14 protein-coding genes are annotated in these 15,341 nt (G+C 65.4%); 10 read left to right on the plus strand and 4 right to left on the minus strand.

Features of this window, described 5'->3' with window-relative positions:
• Positions 1-2: 2 nt before the first annotated feature.
• Both MA07_RS08955 and MA07_RS08960 read right to left on the minus strand, forming a co-directional pair.
• Positions 3-620, minus strand: coding sequence for a nucleoside triphosphate pyrophosphatase (locus tag MA07_RS08955; protein WP_036349583.1), 618 nt, complete (start codon positions 618-620; stop codon positions 3-5).
• A gap of 3 nt (positions 621-623) precedes the next feature.
• Complete coding sequence (locus MA07_RS08960; protein ID WP_036349586.1) at positions 624-1,454, minus strand: pyruvate, water dikinase regulatory protein; 831 nt, start codon at positions 1,452-1,454, stop codon at positions 624-626.
• A 380-nt stretch (positions 1,455-1,834) separates the two neighbouring features.
• Between MA07_RS08960 and hemE the strand changes: the two genes are divergently transcribed.
• The 5 genes from hemE (at position 1,835) to MA07_RS08985 (ending at position 6,655) form a co-directional block, all read left to right on the plus strand.
• Positions 1,835-2,872 (plus strand): uroporphyrinogen decarboxylase, encoded by a 1,038-nt coding sequence (gene hemE, locus MA07_RS08965; protein WP_036349588.1) that lies wholly within the window; start codon positions 1,835-1,837, stop codon positions 2,870-2,872.
• A 9-nt stretch (positions 2,873-2,881) separates the two neighbouring features.
• Positions 2,882-3,310 carry a protoporphyrinogen oxidase HemJ gene (gene hemJ / locus MA07_RS08970; protein WP_036349668.1) on the plus strand — a complete coding sequence of 143 codons (429 nt, stop codon included), beginning with the start codon at positions 2,882-2,884 and terminating at the stop codon, positions 3,308-3,310.
• An 8-nt stretch (positions 3,311-3,318) separates the two neighbouring features.
• Entirely contained in the window at positions 3,319-3,651 is a 333-nt protein-coding gene (locus tag MA07_RS08975) for a hypothetical protein (protein ID WP_036349591.1), read from the plus strand.
• A 220-nt stretch (positions 3,652-3,871) separates the two neighbouring features.
• Complete coding sequence (gene rho / locus MA07_RS08980) at positions 3,872-5,137, plus strand: transcription termination factor Rho (protein WP_081928863.1); 1,266 nt, start codon at positions 3,872-3,874, stop codon at positions 5,135-5,137.
• 138 nt (positions 5,138-5,275) lie between these two features.
• The gene (locus MA07_RS08985) at positions 5,276-6,655 is read left to right on the plus strand and encodes a DUF2254 domain-containing protein (protein WP_052002977.1); all 1,380 of its coding nucleotides are present in this window, start codon (positions 5,276-5,278) and stop codon (positions 6,653-6,655) included.
• A gap of 79 nt (positions 6,656-6,734) precedes the next feature.
• Here the strand turns inward: MA07_RS08985 and MA07_RS08990 are convergent, their stop codons facing one another.
• Positions 6,735-7,664, minus strand: a complete 930-nt coding sequence (locus MA07_RS08990) for a DMT family transporter (RefSeq protein WP_036349593.1) — start codon at positions 7,662-7,664, stop codon at positions 6,735-6,737.
• A 124-nt stretch (positions 7,665-7,788) separates the two neighbouring features.
• Between MA07_RS08990 and MA07_RS08995 the strand changes: the two genes are divergently transcribed.
• Positions 7,789-8,298 carry an Lrp/AsnC family transcriptional regulator gene (locus tag MA07_RS08995; RefSeq protein WP_036349596.1) on the plus strand — a complete coding sequence of 170 codons (510 nt, stop codon included), beginning with the start codon at positions 7,789-7,791 and terminating at the stop codon, positions 8,296-8,298.
• Positions 8,299-8,307: 9 nt separating this feature from the next.
• On the opposite strand, the gene MA07_RS09000 is transcribed toward MA07_RS08995, so the two are convergent.
• On the minus strand, positions 8,308-10,332 hold the full coding sequence (locus MA07_RS09000) for a thioredoxin domain-containing protein (protein WP_036349599.1): 2,025 nt from the start codon (positions 10,330-10,332) through the stop codon (positions 8,308-8,310).
• A gap of 127 nt (positions 10,333-10,459) precedes the next feature.
• Here MA07_RS09000 and mnmE point away from each other — a divergent pair, with 127 nt between their 5' ends.
• The 4 genes from mnmE to MA07_RS09020 all read left to right on the plus strand — a co-directional run bounded on the left by mnmE (position 10,460) and on the right by MA07_RS09020 (position 15,328).
• Positions 10,460-11,770: a tRNA uridine-5-carboxymethylaminomethyl(34) synthesis GTPase MnmE gene (mnmE, locus tag MA07_RS09005; RefSeq protein WP_036349601.1), complete on the plus strand. Its 1,311-nt coding sequence runs from the start codon at positions 10,460-10,462 to the stop codon at positions 11,768-11,770.
• Between the two features lie 215 nt (positions 11,771-11,985).
• Positions 11,986-13,872 carry a tRNA uridine-5-carboxymethylaminomethyl(34) synthesis enzyme MnmG gene (gene mnmG, locus MA07_RS09010; protein ID WP_244445202.1) on the plus strand — a complete coding sequence of 629 codons (1,887 nt, stop codon included), beginning with the start codon at positions 11,986-11,988 and terminating at the stop codon, positions 13,870-13,872.
• A complete protein-coding gene (gene rsmG / locus MA07_RS09015) occupies positions 13,869-14,492 on the plus strand; it encodes a 16S rRNA (guanine(527)-N(7))-methyltransferase RsmG (protein WP_036349606.1) in 624 nt (207 codons plus the stop codon). Before mnmG ends, rsmG begins: the two co-directional genes overlap by 4 nt.
• Positions 14,489-15,328 (plus strand): ParA family protein, encoded by an 840-nt coding sequence (locus MA07_RS09020; protein ID WP_152568791.1) that lies wholly within the window; start codon positions 14,489-14,491, stop codon positions 15,326-15,328. The genes rsmG and MA07_RS09020 overlap by 4 nt, the downstream gene beginning before the upstream one ends.
• The last annotated feature ends 13 nt before the right edge of the window (positions 15,329-15,341 follow it).

The raw sequence follows: 15,341 nt of genomic DNA on the forward strand, positions 1-15,341 counted from the left end.
TCCTAAAGAGCCAGGCAGCCGAGACGGCGCAGGGCGGCGAGAAGCGGCAGAAGGGGGAGCCCCAGGATCGTCGAATGATCCCCCTCGACCGTCTCGAACAGATGGATGCCAAACCCTTCGAGCTGGTAAACGCCGACGCTTTTGAGCACGTCGGGGCCGGCAAGGTCGAGATAAAGATCGATGGCCTGGTCCGTCAGCGGCCGCAGGGTGAGATGCGCGCTTTCCGAGAGGCGCTCCACGGCCTGCCCGCCGATGGCAAGGGCTCCGGCGGAATGAAGAGAGTGCCGCCGGCCGGCGAGGCGCTTGAGCTGAAGGCGGGCTGCCTCGCGGTCCGCCGGCTTGTGAAACACCTGCGCATCGCAGGCGAGCACCTGGTCGGCCCCGAGCACCACCCTGTCCGGGTGGCGGCGGCTGACCGCCAGGGCCTTTTCCGCCGCAAGCCTGCCCGCGAGCGACGGCGGATCGAGGCCCTCGTGCGCGGCGGCCCCTTCGACCGCCCGCTCGTCGATGCCGGAGTCTTGCGTCTCCACCGGGAGCCCCGCGCTCACGAGGAGCATCAGGCGGGTGGCACTCGTGGAGGCCAGCAGCAGCTTGTCCGAAGGGGTCCAGAGGGCGGGCATGGCTTAACTCGTGCTCAGGCGCTGGCGGCGGTCGCGGTGAAGATCGATGATCGCCGCTGCCGTCTCCTCGATGGAGCGGCGGGTCACGTCGATCACCGGCCAGCCGTTGCGGGCGAAGAGCCGCCGGGAGGCCGCCAGTTCCTCGGCCACCGCCTCGCGGTCCACGTAAGAAGTGTCGTCGTCGGCATTCAGGCTCAGGAGACGGTTCTGCCGGATCTGCACGATGCGCTCCGGCGTCGCCACGAGGCCGACGATCAGGGCCGTCTTCGCCGTCTCCAGCACCGCCGGCGGCGGCACGCCGGGCACGAGGGGGATGTTGGCGGTCTTGAGGCCCCGGTTGGCGAGATAGATGGAGGTCGGCGTCTTCGAGGTGCGGCTCACGCCCACCAGGATCACATCCGCGTCGTCGAGATCGTGCGGCAGATGCCCGTCATCGTGCAGGAGCGTGAAGTTCATGGCGTCGATGCGCTTGAAGTACTCGGCGTTCAGCATGTGCTGTGCGCCGGGACGCGCCGTCGAGTGCGTGCCGAGATAGGAAGAGAGCAGGGCGTGAACCGGCTCGAGCACGGACAGATGCGGCGAGCCGGTGGCGCGGCAGACCTCTTCCAGGCGGCTGGCCAGTTCCTGCTCCACCAGGGTGTAGAGCACGATGCCCGGCGCGGTCTCGATCTCGTGGATCACCCGCTCGAGCTGGGTGGTGGAGCGCACGAGCGGGTAAACGTGCTCGATGGCCGCCACGCCCTCGTATTGCGCCACCACCGCGCGGGCGACGGTGATCAGGGTTTCGCCCGTCGAGTCGGAGACGAGATGGAGATGAAAATAGCTGCGTCCCACGGCCCGATGTCTCCATGAAGAGGAGTCGATGAGTGTGGATAAAACGCTTGTGTTCGGAGGTCCAGCAAAAGGCCCTGTGGGATTCGTCGCAAACCATCAACAAGGCTGGCCGCTGTGTGAGTCTGGAATCGACCCTTTGGGAGAATCCGGCACGAATCAGGGCCAGGAATTCGATTCAGTTTTGGTTAAGCTTCGTTAACGGGCTGTTAAGCTTTAAGATTTCGGAAAGGATTGTGGCGGGCCCGCCCCATCCGTTAAGGATCCCTTAAAGCCTCGGGCCATGTGGACCATCTGTGGACGGGGTTGCGGCTTTGTGATTCACGGCCCAAGAGAAACATCAGATTCTAAGATTCAAAGATTCTTCTTTTAAGAGAGGGCCTGTGAGCACACGTTCCACCAAGGCGATTTTGCGCGTGCTGAACGGCGAGCCGGTCTGGCCTCTGCCGATCTGGATCATGCGTCAGGCCGGCCGCTACCTGCCGGAATACCGGGAGACCCGAAAACAGGCCGGCTCCTTCCTCGATCTCTGCTACAACCCAAGGCTCGCCGAGGAGGTGACGCTCCAGCCGATCCGCCGCTTCGGCTTCGACGCCTCGATCCTGTTCTCCGACATCCTGGTCATTCCCCATGCGCTCGGCCAAGACGTGCGCTTCGTGGAGAACGAGGGACCCAAGCTCGATCCGATCACCGAGGCGAAGGATTTTTCCAGGCTTGCCGACGAGCTGCCCCTGGAGCGGCTCGATCCCGTCTTCGAGACCCTCGACCGCCTGAGCAAGTCCCTGCCGAAGGAGACTACGCTGCTGGGCTTCTGCGGCGCGCCCTGGACCGTGGCGAGCTACATGATCGCCGGCAAGGGCACGCCTGACCAGGCGCCGGCGCGCATCACCGCCTATCGCGATCCGGCCTTCATGGAACAGCTCATCGACCGGCTCGTGCGCGCCTCCACGGCCTATCTCATCCGCCAGATCGATGCGGGCGCGGAAGCCGTGCAGATCTTCGAGAGCTTCGGGTCGGCCCTGCCGCCGGCCCTGTTCGACCGGCTGTCGCTCAACCCGATCCGCCGCATGGTGGAGGGTCTCAAAGCGGAACGCCCTGACGCCAAGGTGATCGTTTTCGTGCGCGGCGGCGGTGCGAACCTTCATCGCTTCGCATCGGCCGGCATCGGCGACGGGCTGGCGCTCGACTGGACCCTCGATCCGGCCCTCGTGCTCCCGACCCTGCCGAATACGCTCGCCACGCAGGGCAACCTCGATCCGCTGGCCCTGATCGCCGGCGGACAGCCGCTGGAGCAGGGGATCGATCATGTCCTCGCGGCGACCCGCGGCCGCCCGCATATCTTCAATCTCGGGCACGGCATCCTGCCGGAGACCCCGGTCGACCACGTGGCGCAGATGATCGCCCGCGTGCGGGGGGCTTAAAACAAAATGCTGTATCTGTGGCTCAAGGCGTTTCACGTCATCGCCGTCATCGCCTGGATGGCCGGCATGCTCTACCTGCCGCGCCTCTTCGTCTATCACAGCGAGACCCCCAAGGGTTCGATCCAATCCGAGACCTTCAAGATCATGGAGCGGCGCCTGCTCAAGGCGATCATCAACCCGGCCATGATCGTCACCTGGGTGCTCGGTCTGTACCTCGTCTGGGACGGCGGCTGGTACACCTCCGGCTGGCTGCACGGGAAGCTGCTGCTCGTGCTGATCCTCTCGGGCCTGCACGGGGTCTACGTGCGCCGTCTCAAGGAATTCGCCGCCGACAGGAACACGCGTCCGGCGAAATATTATCGCATCCTCAACGAGGTGCCGACCGTGCTGATGATCGGCATCGTGATCCTGGTGATCGTGAAGCCGTTCTCGGGCTAGGAACACCTGTGACCCAGGAGGCGGTCAGCCGTCTTTGCCGAATCGTGCCGGTTCTGTCGGATCAGCTCGGTCCCGCGCAGCTCGATGCGGCCGTGAGGCTTCTCGATGCTCTCGTTCATCCCTTGTCTTCGGACGACATCAGAGCGTTGATGCGCCTTCTGCCCCGCGAAGGGGACCTGGCGCACGGCCTGAACTGGACCATCCTTCATGCCATCGAGGCCTCTCCCGACTGGCCGCTGTGGGATACGCTCGAGGACCGGGAGAGCGAACGGGTTCGTATCTTCCTCGTCAGGCTCGCCAATGACGGCTGTCATCCACCCTGGGAGAGGGGCGAAGGGTGAAGGATTCGGGGTTTGTGGCTGATCGTCCGATTAGCCCCTTGAGACTTGCGCCGAAAACCGCTACATAAGACTTCTCTTCCTCAAAGACAGGTGCGCTGCACGGGCCCTCAGGGCTCTCCAGTCACGGTTCGTGAACCCGGCGGCCCTGTCGAACGTTTCCCCTGTCTCCTCCCGCGTACAGCCCAACCTGCCCGCGACCTTACCCCGAGAGTGTTCCCCGATGAGGGAAATCAAACTTCAAGACCTGAAATCCAAGACGCCGACCGAACTCATCGCTTTCGCCGAGGAGCTCGAGGTCGAGAATGCGAGCACCATGCGCAAGCAGGAGCTCATGTTCGCGATCCTCAAGCAGCTGGCGGCGCGCGAGGTGGAGATCATCGGCGCGGGCGTCGTCGAGGTGCTGCAGGACGGCTTCGGCTTCCTGCGCTCGGCGGATTCCAACTACCTGCCCGGCCCGGACGACATCTACGTGTCGCCCTCGCAGATCCGCAAGTTCGGCCTGCGCACCGGCGACACGGTGGACGGCCCGATCCGCGGCCCTAAGGAAGGCGAGCGCTACTTCGCGCTCCTGAAGGTCAACACGATCAATTTCGAGGATCCGGAGAAGATCCGGCACAAGGTCCATTTCGACAACCTGACGCCGCTCTTCCCGCACGAGCGCTTCAACCTCGAGATCGCCGATCCCACGCGCAAGGATTTCTCGCCGCGCATCATCGACATCGTGTCGCCTATCGGCAAAGGCCAGCGCGCGCTCATCGTGGCGCCGCCGCGCACGGGTAAGACCGTGCTGATGCAGAACGTGGCGCAGTCGATCACCACCAACCATCCCGAGTGCTACCTCATCGTGCTGCTCATCGACGAGCGCCCGGAGGAAGTCACCGACATGCAGCGCTCCGTGAAGGGCGAGGTCGTGGCCTCCACCTTCGACGAGCCGGCGACCCGCCACGTGCAGGTGGCCGAGATGGTGATCGAGAAGGCCAAGCGCCTCGTGGAGCACGGCCGCGACGTGGTCATCCTGCTCGACTCGATCACGCGCCTGGGCCGCGCCTACAACACGGTGGTGCCGTCTTCCGGCAAGGTGCTCACCGGCGGTGTCGACGCCAACGCCCTGCAGCGCCCGAAGCGCTTCTTCGGTGCGGCGCGCAATATCGAGGAGGGCGGCTCGCTCACCATCATCGCGACGGCGCTCATCGACACCGGCTCGCGCATGGACGAGGTGATCTTCGAGGAGTTCAAGGGCACCGGCAACTCGGAAATCATCCTGGACCGCAAGGTCGCCGACAAGCGCACCTTCCCGGCCATCGACATCACCCGCTCGGGCACCCGCAAGGAAGAGCTGCTGGTTCCGGCCGACACGCTCAAGAAGATGTACGTGCTGCGCCGCATCCTCAACCCGATGGGCACGGTGGACGCCATCGAGTTCCTGCTCGACAAGCTGCGTCAGACCAAGTCGAACGGCGACTTCTTCGACTCCATGAATACCTGATTGGAACACCTGAGGCGGACCGTCCGCCTGCGGAATATGAGCCCCATCCTCTCAAATCGAGAGGGTGGGGTTTTTTTATTGCCTGGATGAAACGGGGCGGAGCGGAACCCGCATGAGTTCTCCGTGCGTTGAGGAGGAATGCTGAATCGATTCCTCACCTTATGGGACAGTGTCAGAACCAGCCTGTGGTTCATCCCCTCGATTCTGATGGTCGTCGGCACCGGTCTGGCGGTGCTCATGCTTCAGGTGGATGAAGGTTACGGATCCGAGGATCAGGTTCGGACCTGGTGGATCAACAGCGGCGACGGAGAGGACGCCCGCAACCTCCTCTCCACCCTGCTCTCCGCCATCATCACCATGGCCAGCATGGCTTTCTCGGTGACCGTGGTGGCCATCACGCTGGCGGCCAATTCCTACGGCTCCCGCCTTATTCGGATTTTCCGGGCCGATCTGCGGACGCAGACCGTTCTCGGCATTTTCGTCATGACCATCGTCTACTGCCTGATCGTGCTGCGCTCGATCCACGGCAAGGCGCCCATGCCGGAGGTGCCGCATGCCTCCGTGACCGTCGGCACGGTCCTGGCCCTGATCTGCGTCCTGGCGCTCATCGCCTTCATCCAGGGAGTGGCCCACTCGATCGTCGCCGACGAGGTGGTGCGGCGGGTCCGGCAGGATCTGGACAAGGCCGTGAAGAACCTGCCCGAGCTGGATGAACGCGCCCCGAAACACGCACCCGGCGGCCTGCCGGACGATTTCGACGAGAGGGCGGAGCGGATCGCCCTGCCGTATGAGGGCTACGTGCAGGCGGTGGATTATGAGGCCATGGTCGCCTGGGCCGGGAAGCGCGATGCCGTCGTGAGACTGGATTTCCGCGCCGGCGATTTCATCGTCGACGGCGATCGCCGCGTGCTGGTCTATCCGCCCACGGGCGAGCCCAGGAAGATCCGGGGCGAGATCGGCGAGTTCATCGTCAGCGGCAACGAGCGCACCCCCACCCAGGATCTGGAATTTCCCATCCGCCATCTGGTGGAGATTGCGCTGCGCGCCCTCTCGCCGGGAATCAACGATCCCTTCACCGCCACCGTCGTCATCGACCGGTTGCGGGGCGCCCTGTCGCGGGCGATGGGCCGGTGCCTTCCCGCCGAGACCCTACGCGCCGAATCGGGCCGGGTGCGGGTCTATCGGCAGGTCAGCACCTACGAGGGTCTCCTCGACGCCGCGTTCCACCAGATCCGGCAGGCCGGGTCGTCCCATCCGGCGATCCTCATCCACATGCTGGAGGCGATCAGGCGCATGGCCGAGCATGCGAATCTTGAGGAACAGTGCCGGGCGCTTCTCCGTCACGCGCATCTGATCAGGGCAGCGGCCGAACGCGACGTGGCCGAAGCAGCCGACCGGAACGATGTCGAGCGAAGCTTCCTGCGGGCGGTCAGGGCCTGCGAACAGGCGAGGGCTCAAACCGCCGCCGCGTCAGAACACCCCCATGAGCGCCAGCACGATCAGGGTCAGCACGGCTGAAATCAGCAGCGAGCCTGCGCAGCCCAGTCGGTTCGAGAAGAAAAAGAACATCGGCGCTCCCGTTCGTTGTGCATCCTCCTCATGCCCTGGGACCTGACGTATCCTGGCCGAAGATGCCGCTCGCCAGCACAACGCCCGAGGTGGCCAGGATTATCCCAATCCAGGCGGCGGGATTTGGGATTTCATTCAAGACCGGTATGGCGAGCAGGGCTGCCAGCACGATGGACAGGGGCGACACGGCTGCCGCCCGCGAGGCGCCGAGGCGGTCGATGGCCATGCCGTAGAGAACGATTCCGCCTACGCCTGCAACAAGGCCCTGAAGAAGCGCCTGCAGGATGATCGGTCCGGCCAGACCCTTGCCGAGCACCTGCATGAGTGAGGGGAGGCCGAAGGGCAGCAGGATCAGGAAGGACCAGAGCCCGATGAGGGCGGCCGCCTGCAGGGCGGACAGGCCGCTGCGGCGGTAGGCATGGGTGTAGATGCCCCACAGGCAGGCGCCGGTGAGCAGCAGGAGGTGACCGCGCCAGGCGCCATCGGCGGCGAACAAGACTCCGTAGCCGCCGATGCCCACGATGCCGGCCAGGACAAGGGCGAAGCCGAGGACCCGCACGCCCGTGAGCCGGTCCCCGAAAACCACCCAGCCGATGAGGGCCACGAAGAGCGGCATGGTGCCCGGGAGGAGCGGACCGATCTCCGCCGCAGGGGCGAACTGCATGCCCGCCGCGACGATGAGAAAGAACGGGGCGCCGGAGCCGAGAAGACCCAAGCCTTTGGCCAGGCTCAGGCCTTTCGGAAACAGACCGGCTCGCCAACTGAAGGGAAGCAGCACCAGGGCCGGGACGCCGAACCGGACCAGCCCGATCGCGGCAGGCGGCAGATCGTGGGTGACCGCATGGCGGGTGCCAACCGCCCACAGAGCCCAGATCGTCACAGTCGCCAGGGCCGCGATCCAGCCCAGGAGGGCAGGACGAACCTTCGGGGGAGAGGTGGTGCAGGCGAGGTCGGACATAACAAGCCTCCTTCGATGGTTCGGAGCATAGGCTTGCGGGGCGGGGCATGTCCTTGCGAAGTTCGACTTGCCGTCAGGCAGTCCTTGGCAGAATATTGCGTGAAACCCTGATGGCGGTGAGCCCATGCCCTATATCGATCTCGACGGCATCGATCTGCGGATTCTGCATGCCCTTCAGGCGGATGGTCGCCTCACCAACCAGGAACTCGCCGATCAGGTCGGCCTCTCGCCCTCACCCTGCCTGCGCCGTGTCCGCCGCCTGGAGCGCGACGGTTTCATCCGCACCTACCGGGCCGTGCTCGACCGGGAATCGGTGGGCTTGGGGCTCACGGTCTTCGTCGAGATCAAGGTCGAAAAGCATTCCCGCGACAACGCCCAGGGCCTGCAGGAGGCGCTCTCATGTATGCCCGAGGTGGTGGCCTGCCACATGGTCTCCGGCACCGCAGACTTCATGGCCGAGATCGTGGTGCCGAACCTGAAGGCCTATGAGCGGCTGCTCACGGAGAAGCTCCTGACCCTGCCGATGATCGGCGACATCCGGTCCAACTTCGCGCTCACCCGGGTGAAATCCGACGCGGCTCTCCCGCTGACCCATCTCAAGCGGGAAGGGACCAAACCGGAGCCGGATTGCTGAGGCGGGATTCTATACCGGACTGCCGGGCTCCGTAGCCAGCATCTCCCGCACCCGCGCGTTCAGCCCCTCCGCATCCGTCACTGGGAACGAGCAGCGCTGGCCGGCGCAGACGAGCGCCTGGGCGTTCGCGCCTGAAGCGGCCAGGGCTTTGGCCGGATGGTTGTCGTCTAGGGCTTCGCCCGCGCGCAGGAGGCGAACGCTGCGGTCGGGGTAGGGGACTTGCAGGGCCGTCTCGTAGAGCGATTGCGCATTGTTTCCCGTGACGACGATGCTCAGGCCCCTCAGGTGCAGGTCGAGGGCATTGAGGATCGAGGTGTGGCCGAGGGGCGAGGTGCGGGCGACGCCGATGAGCCGGTCCAGGGTGTCGGCGGCGCGCTTGATGTCGTCGGAGGCTTCGGTGATCTGCGCCAGCCTGACCAGGGCCTCGGCGAAGACGCCGTTGGCGTTCGGCACCGCCTCGTCATGAACCGGCTGGGGACGGACGACGAGGGGGTCTGCGCCTTTCGCCGTCATGGCGAGGCAGCCGGTCTCCTCCACCATGAACTCCGTCAGCAGGATGTCCCGCCAGGTCTGCGCATCCCGCAGATAGGACGCGTCCGAGGTCGCCTCATGGAGCGCGAGCGCCGCCCGCATCATGGCGGCATGGTCGAGGGCGAAGCCCGGGAAGATCAGGGATCCGCCGCGCCAGGAATGGCCGAGTTGCCCGTCCCGGCTCATCGCGTCCGACACGAAACGATAGGCTCGGCTCGCCAGCGCTATCCAGTAGGGCCGGCCGAGGAGGGGAGCGGCCCGCACCAGCGCGCCGATCATCAGCCCGTTCCAGTCCGCCAGCACCTTGTCGTCGAGGCCGGGCCGCACCCGAGAGGCCCGTCGCTCCAGGAGCTTCGCCCGCATGACGGAGAGCCGCTGTTCCACGGGATCGGGCGCCTCGCCGGAGATGAGCCGGTTCGGGATGTTGTGGCCTTCGAAGTTGCCCGCTGCGGTGATGTCGTAGACCTTGGCGAAAAAGGCAGCGTCCTCCTCGCCGAGCACCTCGCGGATCTCGGCCAGGCTCCAGACATAGAAGCGGCCTTCCTCGCCTTCCGAGTCGGCGTCGAGGCTGGACGCGAAGGCGCCTTCCGGCGTGGTCATCTCCCGCTCAAGCCAGGCGACGATGCCCTCGGCCGCCTGCCGGAAGAGGGGGCGGCCCGTCTCCGCAAAGCCCAAGGCATAGAGCTCCAGGAGCTGCGCGTTGTCGTAGAGCATCTTCTCGAAATGCGGCACGAGCCAGCGCTCGTCGACGGAATAGCGGGCAAAGCCGCCGCCGAGATGATCCTGGATGCCGCCGAGCGCCATCCGCTCCAGGGTCAGGAGGAAGCGATGCCGCGCCGCGCCGTCACTGGCTCTCCGGGCGTAGCGCAGGAGATATTCGAGGATCGGCGGGTTGGGAAATTTCGGCGCGCCCTGGAGCCCGCCATGCTCCGTGTCGATCAGCTCCGTCAGGCGCAAGGCCATCCGGTCGAGATCCGCGAGCCCCAGAACGCCGCCGTCGCCCGCCTCCACCTTGGCGAGCTGGTGCTTGATGGCGTCGCGGTTCTTGAGAACCCGCTCGGGCTCGGCATGGTAGAGGCGGCTGATCTCGCGCAGAACCTGGGTGAAGCCCGGTCGGCCGAAGCGCGGCTCCTTGGGGAAATAGGTGCCGCCCCAGAACGGCTCGCCGTCCGGCGTCAGGAACATGGTCAGCGGCCAGCCTCCGGGCTCGCCGAGAAGATGCAGGGCGCTCATATAGACATGGTCCACATCGGGCCGCTCCTCCCGGTCGACCTTGATGTTCACGAAGAGGTCGTTCATGACCGCTGCGGTGTCGGCGTCCTCGAAGCTCTCGTGCGCCATCACGTGGCACCAGTGGCAGGCGGCATAGCCGATGGAGATCAGGATCGGTTTGTTCTGCCGCTTGGCCTCGGCCAGGGCCTCGGGACCCCATTCCCACCAATGAGCAGGATTGTCCCGATGCTGCAGGAGATAAGGGGACGAGGCGTCCTTGAGGCGGTTCATGGGTCCTGCTCCTGACTTCGGGGTAATTCGGCGGGGATGATCGATCCGGATCTGAACCGATCCGGGGCGCCTTTGATTTAGGGCTTCGCCAGGGTTAAGTCCTGTTCTCCTCACGAGGTTCACGCGCATGCGGTCTGACGACACGATCTTCGCCATCGCCTCCGGCCACGGCCGGTCCGCCGTGTGCCTGATCCGGATCAGCGGACCGGCAAGCCGTCACCTGCTGGAGCGGATGACGGGCGGTTCGCCGGAGCCTCGCCGGGCCGTGGTGCGGACCTTGCGAGACCCCAGGACCGGCGATCCCCTCGACCAGGCCCTCGTGCTCTGGATGCCTGGACCCGGGAGCTTCACGGGCGAGGACCAGGCGGAGCTGCACATCCACGGCGGGCTTGCCACGCGCTCTGCCGTGCTGCGGGCGCTCTCCTCCATCGAGAACTGCCGCCCGGCCGAAGCCGGGGAGTTCACCCGCCGGGCCTTTCTCAATGGGCGGATGGACCTCTCCCGGGTGGAGGGGCTTGCCGATATCATCGATGCCGAGACCGAGGCTCAGCGTCGGCAGGCGATACTCCAGCTTGGCGGACGCCTCGGCAATGCCGCCGAGGAATGGCGCGAGAGCATCCTGCAGGTTCTGGCGCTGCTCGAGGCGAGCCTCGACTTTTCCGACGAAGGCGACGTGCCGGAGGATCTGGAGGCCGACATTCTCCGGATGATCGACCGGGTTCAGGGGGAGATCGGTCGGGCATTGGCCAACCGCAGCGGAGAGCGGCTGCGGGAGGGTCTCACGGTGGTGCTTGCCGGCCCACCCAATGCCGGCAAATCGACCCTCCTCAATGCTCTAGCCCAGCGGGATGTCGCCATCGTGTCGCCGATCGCCGGCACCACCCGCGACGTGATCGAGGTTCATTGCGACCTCGGCGGCCTGCCGGTGATCATCGTCGACACGGCGGGCCTGCGGGAGAGTGCCGATCTGATCGAGCAGGAGGGGGTCTCCCGCGCCCTGGCACGCGCGCAGGATGCGGACCTCGTCCTCTGGCTCGTGCCGCCGGACGGGGAGGAGAGTGCGCCTCCCTCTGCGCGGCGCCTGCTGAAGGTCGGGACGAAGGCGGACCTGCAGCCGTCCAGGCAGGATTGCGACGTGATGATCGCGGCTGCAACCGGCGAGGGGCTGCCGGACCTGATCGCCCGCCTGGAGGCTGAAGCCGCGAGCCTGATGGGGCAGGGGGATGCGGTGATCACCCGCGAGCGCCATCGAAATGCTTTAGGCCGTGCCCATGAAGGTCTGGCGCGGGCAAGGGCCATGCTGGAGAGCCAGGGACCCCTGGAGCTTGCAGCGGAAGAGGCCAGGCTCGTCACCCGCGCCATCGGCGAGATTACGGGCCGGGTGGACGTGGAGGACATGCTCGACAGGCTGTTCTCCAGCTTCTGCATCGGCAAATAGACCGGCCCGCGCGCCGCTCCGATAACCATTCGGCGAATCTGTGCGAGTCCGGATTTCGCCTGTTCACGAATCGGTGGAACGGTGCTGAGTTCGCTCTGGATAGCCTGTGGAACGGCTGTGCGGAGATGGGGATCGCCCAAAATGTTTCACGTGAAACATTTTGCCCTTTTGACCTCCGGTTCGTCGCTGCGTAGACCCCTCTTATGGAAAGCGTCATGAGTTCTTCGTTCGATGTGATTGTCGTGGGCGGCGGCCATGCTGGAGCCGAGGCGGCTGCGGCTGCCGCGCGCCTGGGCGCGCGCACGGCCTTGGTCACGCATAAGCTCTCGACCGTCGGCGCTATGTCCTGCAACCCGGCCATCGGAGGCCTCGGCAAGGGCCACTTGGTGCGCGAGATCGATGCTCTCGACGGGGTCATGGGCCGCATCGCCGACCGGGCCGGCATCCAGTTCCGGCTCCTCAACCGCCGCAAGGGTCCGGCCGTGCGCGGACCCCGCACCCAGGCCGACCGTAAGCTCTACGCCCGCGCCATGCAGGCGGAACTGCTGAACACGGAGAACCTCTCCATCGTCGAGGGCGAGGCCGACGACCTTGTCGTGCAGGAGGACCGCATCGCCGGTCTTCTGCTCACGGATGGGCGGCAGCTTGCAGCCGGTGCCGTGGTCATCACCACCGGCACATTCCTGTCGGGCCTGATCCATATCGGCGAGAAGAAGATCCCGGCCGGCCGGTTGGGCGAGCGCCCGTCCCTGGGCCTGCCCAAGACCTTTGCCCGGCTCGGCTTCACCCTCGGACGCCTGAAAACTGGCACCCCGCCCCGCCTCGACGGTCGCACCATCGACTGGGCCGGCGTCGACAAGCAGGCGGCCGACGACGAGCCGGTGCCGTTTTCGCTTCTCACCACCTGCATCACCAATCCGCAGATCGAATGCGGTGTCACCCGCACCACGGCCAAGGTGCACGACATTATCCGGAGCAACCTGCAACGCTCGGCCATGTATTCGGGAGAGATCCAGGGCACCGGACCGCGCTACTGCCCGTCCATCGAGGACAAGGTGGTGCGTTTCGGCGACCGGGACGGGCACCAGATCTTCCTTGAGCCGGAGGGTCTGGATGACAGCACCGTCTATCCCAATGGGATCTCCACCTCCCTGCCGGAGGATGTGCAGATCGAATTCCTCAAGCATATTCCCGGCCTGGAGAGGGTGCGCATGCTCCAGCCGGCCTATGCCATCGAGTACGACTATGTGGATCCGCGCAACCTGACCGCCGGGCTCGAGACCAAGGCCTTGCAGGGGCTGTTCCTGGCCGGTCAGATCAATGGCACCACCGGCTATGAAGAGGCGGCCGCTCAGGGGCTGGTCGCCGGCCTCAATGCAGCCCGTCGTGCCTGCGGTCAGGACGGCATCGTGTTCGACCGGGCCGAGTCCTACATCGGCGTGCTTGTCGATGATCTGATCACCCGGGGCGTGAGCGAGCCCTACCGCATGTTCACGTCGCGCTCCGAGTACCGGCTGAGCCTGCGCATCGACAATGTGGACGAGCGCCTGACCGGAAGGGGCCTGGAGATCGGCTGCGTCGGAACAGAGCGCGAGGCACATTTCCGGCGCTCTCAGAGTGAGATCCGGGAAGCGCGGCTGCGGCTTCAGACCCTCGCCGTTACTCCCCAGGAAGCAGCCCGCCACGGGCTGGAGCTGAACCAGGACGGCATCCGCCGCTCGGCTTATCAGCTTCTCTCCTACCCCAATATCGGCTGGTCGGACCTGCTGCGGATCTGGCCGGATCTTGCTGCGGTCAGCACCCCTGTGCGCGAGCGGCTGGAGACGGACGCCACCTACGCAGTGTATCTCGACCGGCAACAGGCGGATATCGCGGCCTACCGACGGGACGAGAGTGTGGTTCTGGAGGAAAGCATCGACTTTCAGCGGCTGCCGGGTCTCTCGAATGAGATCAAGGCCAAGCTCGATCTGGTGCGTCCAAGGACCATCGGCCAAGCTGCCCGGATCGAGGGTATCACGCCTGCGGCCCTGACATTGCTGGCTGCTCATGCCCGCAAGGCGCCGGGCCAGTCCTCCCGCTCGACCGCTTCGGTGCAGGCATGACGTCGGACATCACGGCATCGGGGCTCAATGTTTCACGTGAAACATTCGAGAAGCTTGAGCTGCTGGAGCGGGAGCTCCGCCGCTGGCAGGCCATCAAGAACCTCGTCGGGCCGGCGACGCTCGATCAGATCTGGGAGCGGCATATCGTCGACTCGCTCCAGCTTCTCGAGCTCGCGCCTGAGGCGAAGACGTGGCTCGACCTCGGATCCGGAGCTGGTTTTCCGGGCTTGGTCCTCGCTATTGCGGGGGCGGAGAGGGGGCTGAAAGTCCATCTCGTTGAGAGCAATTCGCGCAAATGCGCCTTCCTCCGGCACATCGTCCGACTGACCGGCTCGGCCACGACGATCCATGAGGCGCGACTGGAAACCGTCATTCCGGGCTTCGTGGCCAAGGTCGATGTGGTCTCGGCCCGGGCTCTGGCATCGCTTGTCCAGCTGCTGGATTGGACCGCGCCCATGTTGAAAGCGGGGACAATCGGCCTCTTCCCAAAGGGCCGCGACGCTGAGATCGAATTGACCGAGGCCCGGAAAAAGTGGACATTCGAAGCGGAGACCCTGCCGAGCGCGACCGATTCCAGCGCCAGGATTCTTCGCATAACCTCCATCGAGAGCCATTCATGATGACCGACCGCAACGGACCCGAAGCAGGCGCGCGTGGGGTGAAGCCGCGCGTTCTCGTGCTCGCCAACCAGAAAGGCGGCGTCGGCAAGACTACGACGGCGATCAACCTCGGCACGGCACTGGCCGCCATCGGCGAGAGGGTGCTGATCGTCGATCTCGACCCGCAGGGCAACGCCTCGACGGGTCTCGGCATCGACCGCAAGAACCGGCAGACCTCGACCTACCACGTGCTCGCCGGCGAAGCTTCCCTGGAGGAGAGCATCACCGAGACGGTGGTGCCCGGACTGTCGGTCGCGCCCTCGACTCTCGACCTCCTCGGGATCGAGCTGGAGATCGCCAACGAGCGGAACCGCGCCCATCGCCTCCGCTCGGCGATTCAGGAACTTTCGGGCTCCGAGGTAAGTGAACCTTTTACCTATATTTTGATCGACTGCCCGCCATCGCTGAATCTTCTGACTATCAACGCCTTGACCGCTGCTGACGCGGTTCTGGTGCCGCTTCAATGCGAATTTTTTGCTTTGGAAGGCCTCAGCCAGCTGCTCAAGACGGTCGAGCAGGTCCGTTCCGCCCTCAACCCGGAGCTCACGATCCACGGTGTCGTGCTGACCATGTTCGACCCGCGCAACAACCTGTCGGGCCAAGTCGTGGCCGATGTGCGCCAGTTCATGGGTTCCAAGGTCTATGAGACCATGATCCCGCGTAACGTGCGCGTGTCCGAGGCGCCGTCCCACGGCAAGCCGGTTCTGCTCTACGATCTGAAATGCGCCGGCTCGCAGGCCTATCTGCGGCTGGCCTCCGAAGTCATCCAGCGCGAACGCGCGCTGCGCGCTGCCTGAGAGTTTGAGAGAC

The organism is Microvirga sp. BSC39 (genome assembly GCF_000739015.1).
Taxonomy (GTDB): Bacteria; Pseudomonadota; Alphaproteobacteria; order Rhizobiales; family Beijerinckiaceae; genus Microvirga.

Bases quoted from the DNA above. Each gene is read 5' to 3' on its own strand.
- MA07_RS08955 (WP_036349583.1), bottom strand. From the start codon at position 620: ATGCCCGCCCTCTGGACCCCTTCGGACAAGCTGCTGCTGGCCTCCACG.
- rho (WP_081928863.1), top strand. From the start codon at position 3,872: ATGAGGGAAATCAAACTTCAAGACCTGAAATCCAAGACGCCGACCGAA.
- MA07_RS08985 (WP_052002977.1), top strand. From the start codon at position 5,276: ATGCTGAATCGATTCCTCACCTTATGGGACAGTGTCAGAACCAGCCTG.
- MA07_RS08990 (WP_036349593.1), bottom strand. From the start codon at position 7,664: ATGTCCGACCTCGCCTGCACCACCTCTCCCCCGAAGGTTCGTCCTGCC.
- MA07_RS08995 (WP_036349596.1), top strand. From the start codon at position 7,789: ATGCCCTATATCGATCTCGACGGCATCGATCTGCGGATTCTGCATGCC.
- MA07_RS09000 (WP_036349599.1), bottom strand. From the start codon at position 10,332: ATGAACCGCCTCAAGGACGCCTCGTCCCCTTATCTCCTGCAGCATCGG.
- mnmE (WP_036349601.1), top strand. From the start codon at position 10,460: ATGCGGTCTGACGACACGATCTTCGCCATCGCCTCCGGCCACGGCCGG.
- mnmG (WP_244445202.1), top strand. From the start codon at position 11,986: ATGAGTTCTTCGTTCGATGTGATTGTCGTGGGCGGCGGCCATGCTGGA.
- rsmG (WP_036349606.1), top strand. From the start codon at position 13,869: ATGACGTCGGACATCACGGCATCGGGGCTCAATGTTTCACGTGAAACA.
- MA07_RS09020 (WP_152568791.1), top strand. From the start codon at position 14,489: ATGATGACCGACCGCAACGGACCCGAAGCAGGCGCGCGTGGGGTGAAG.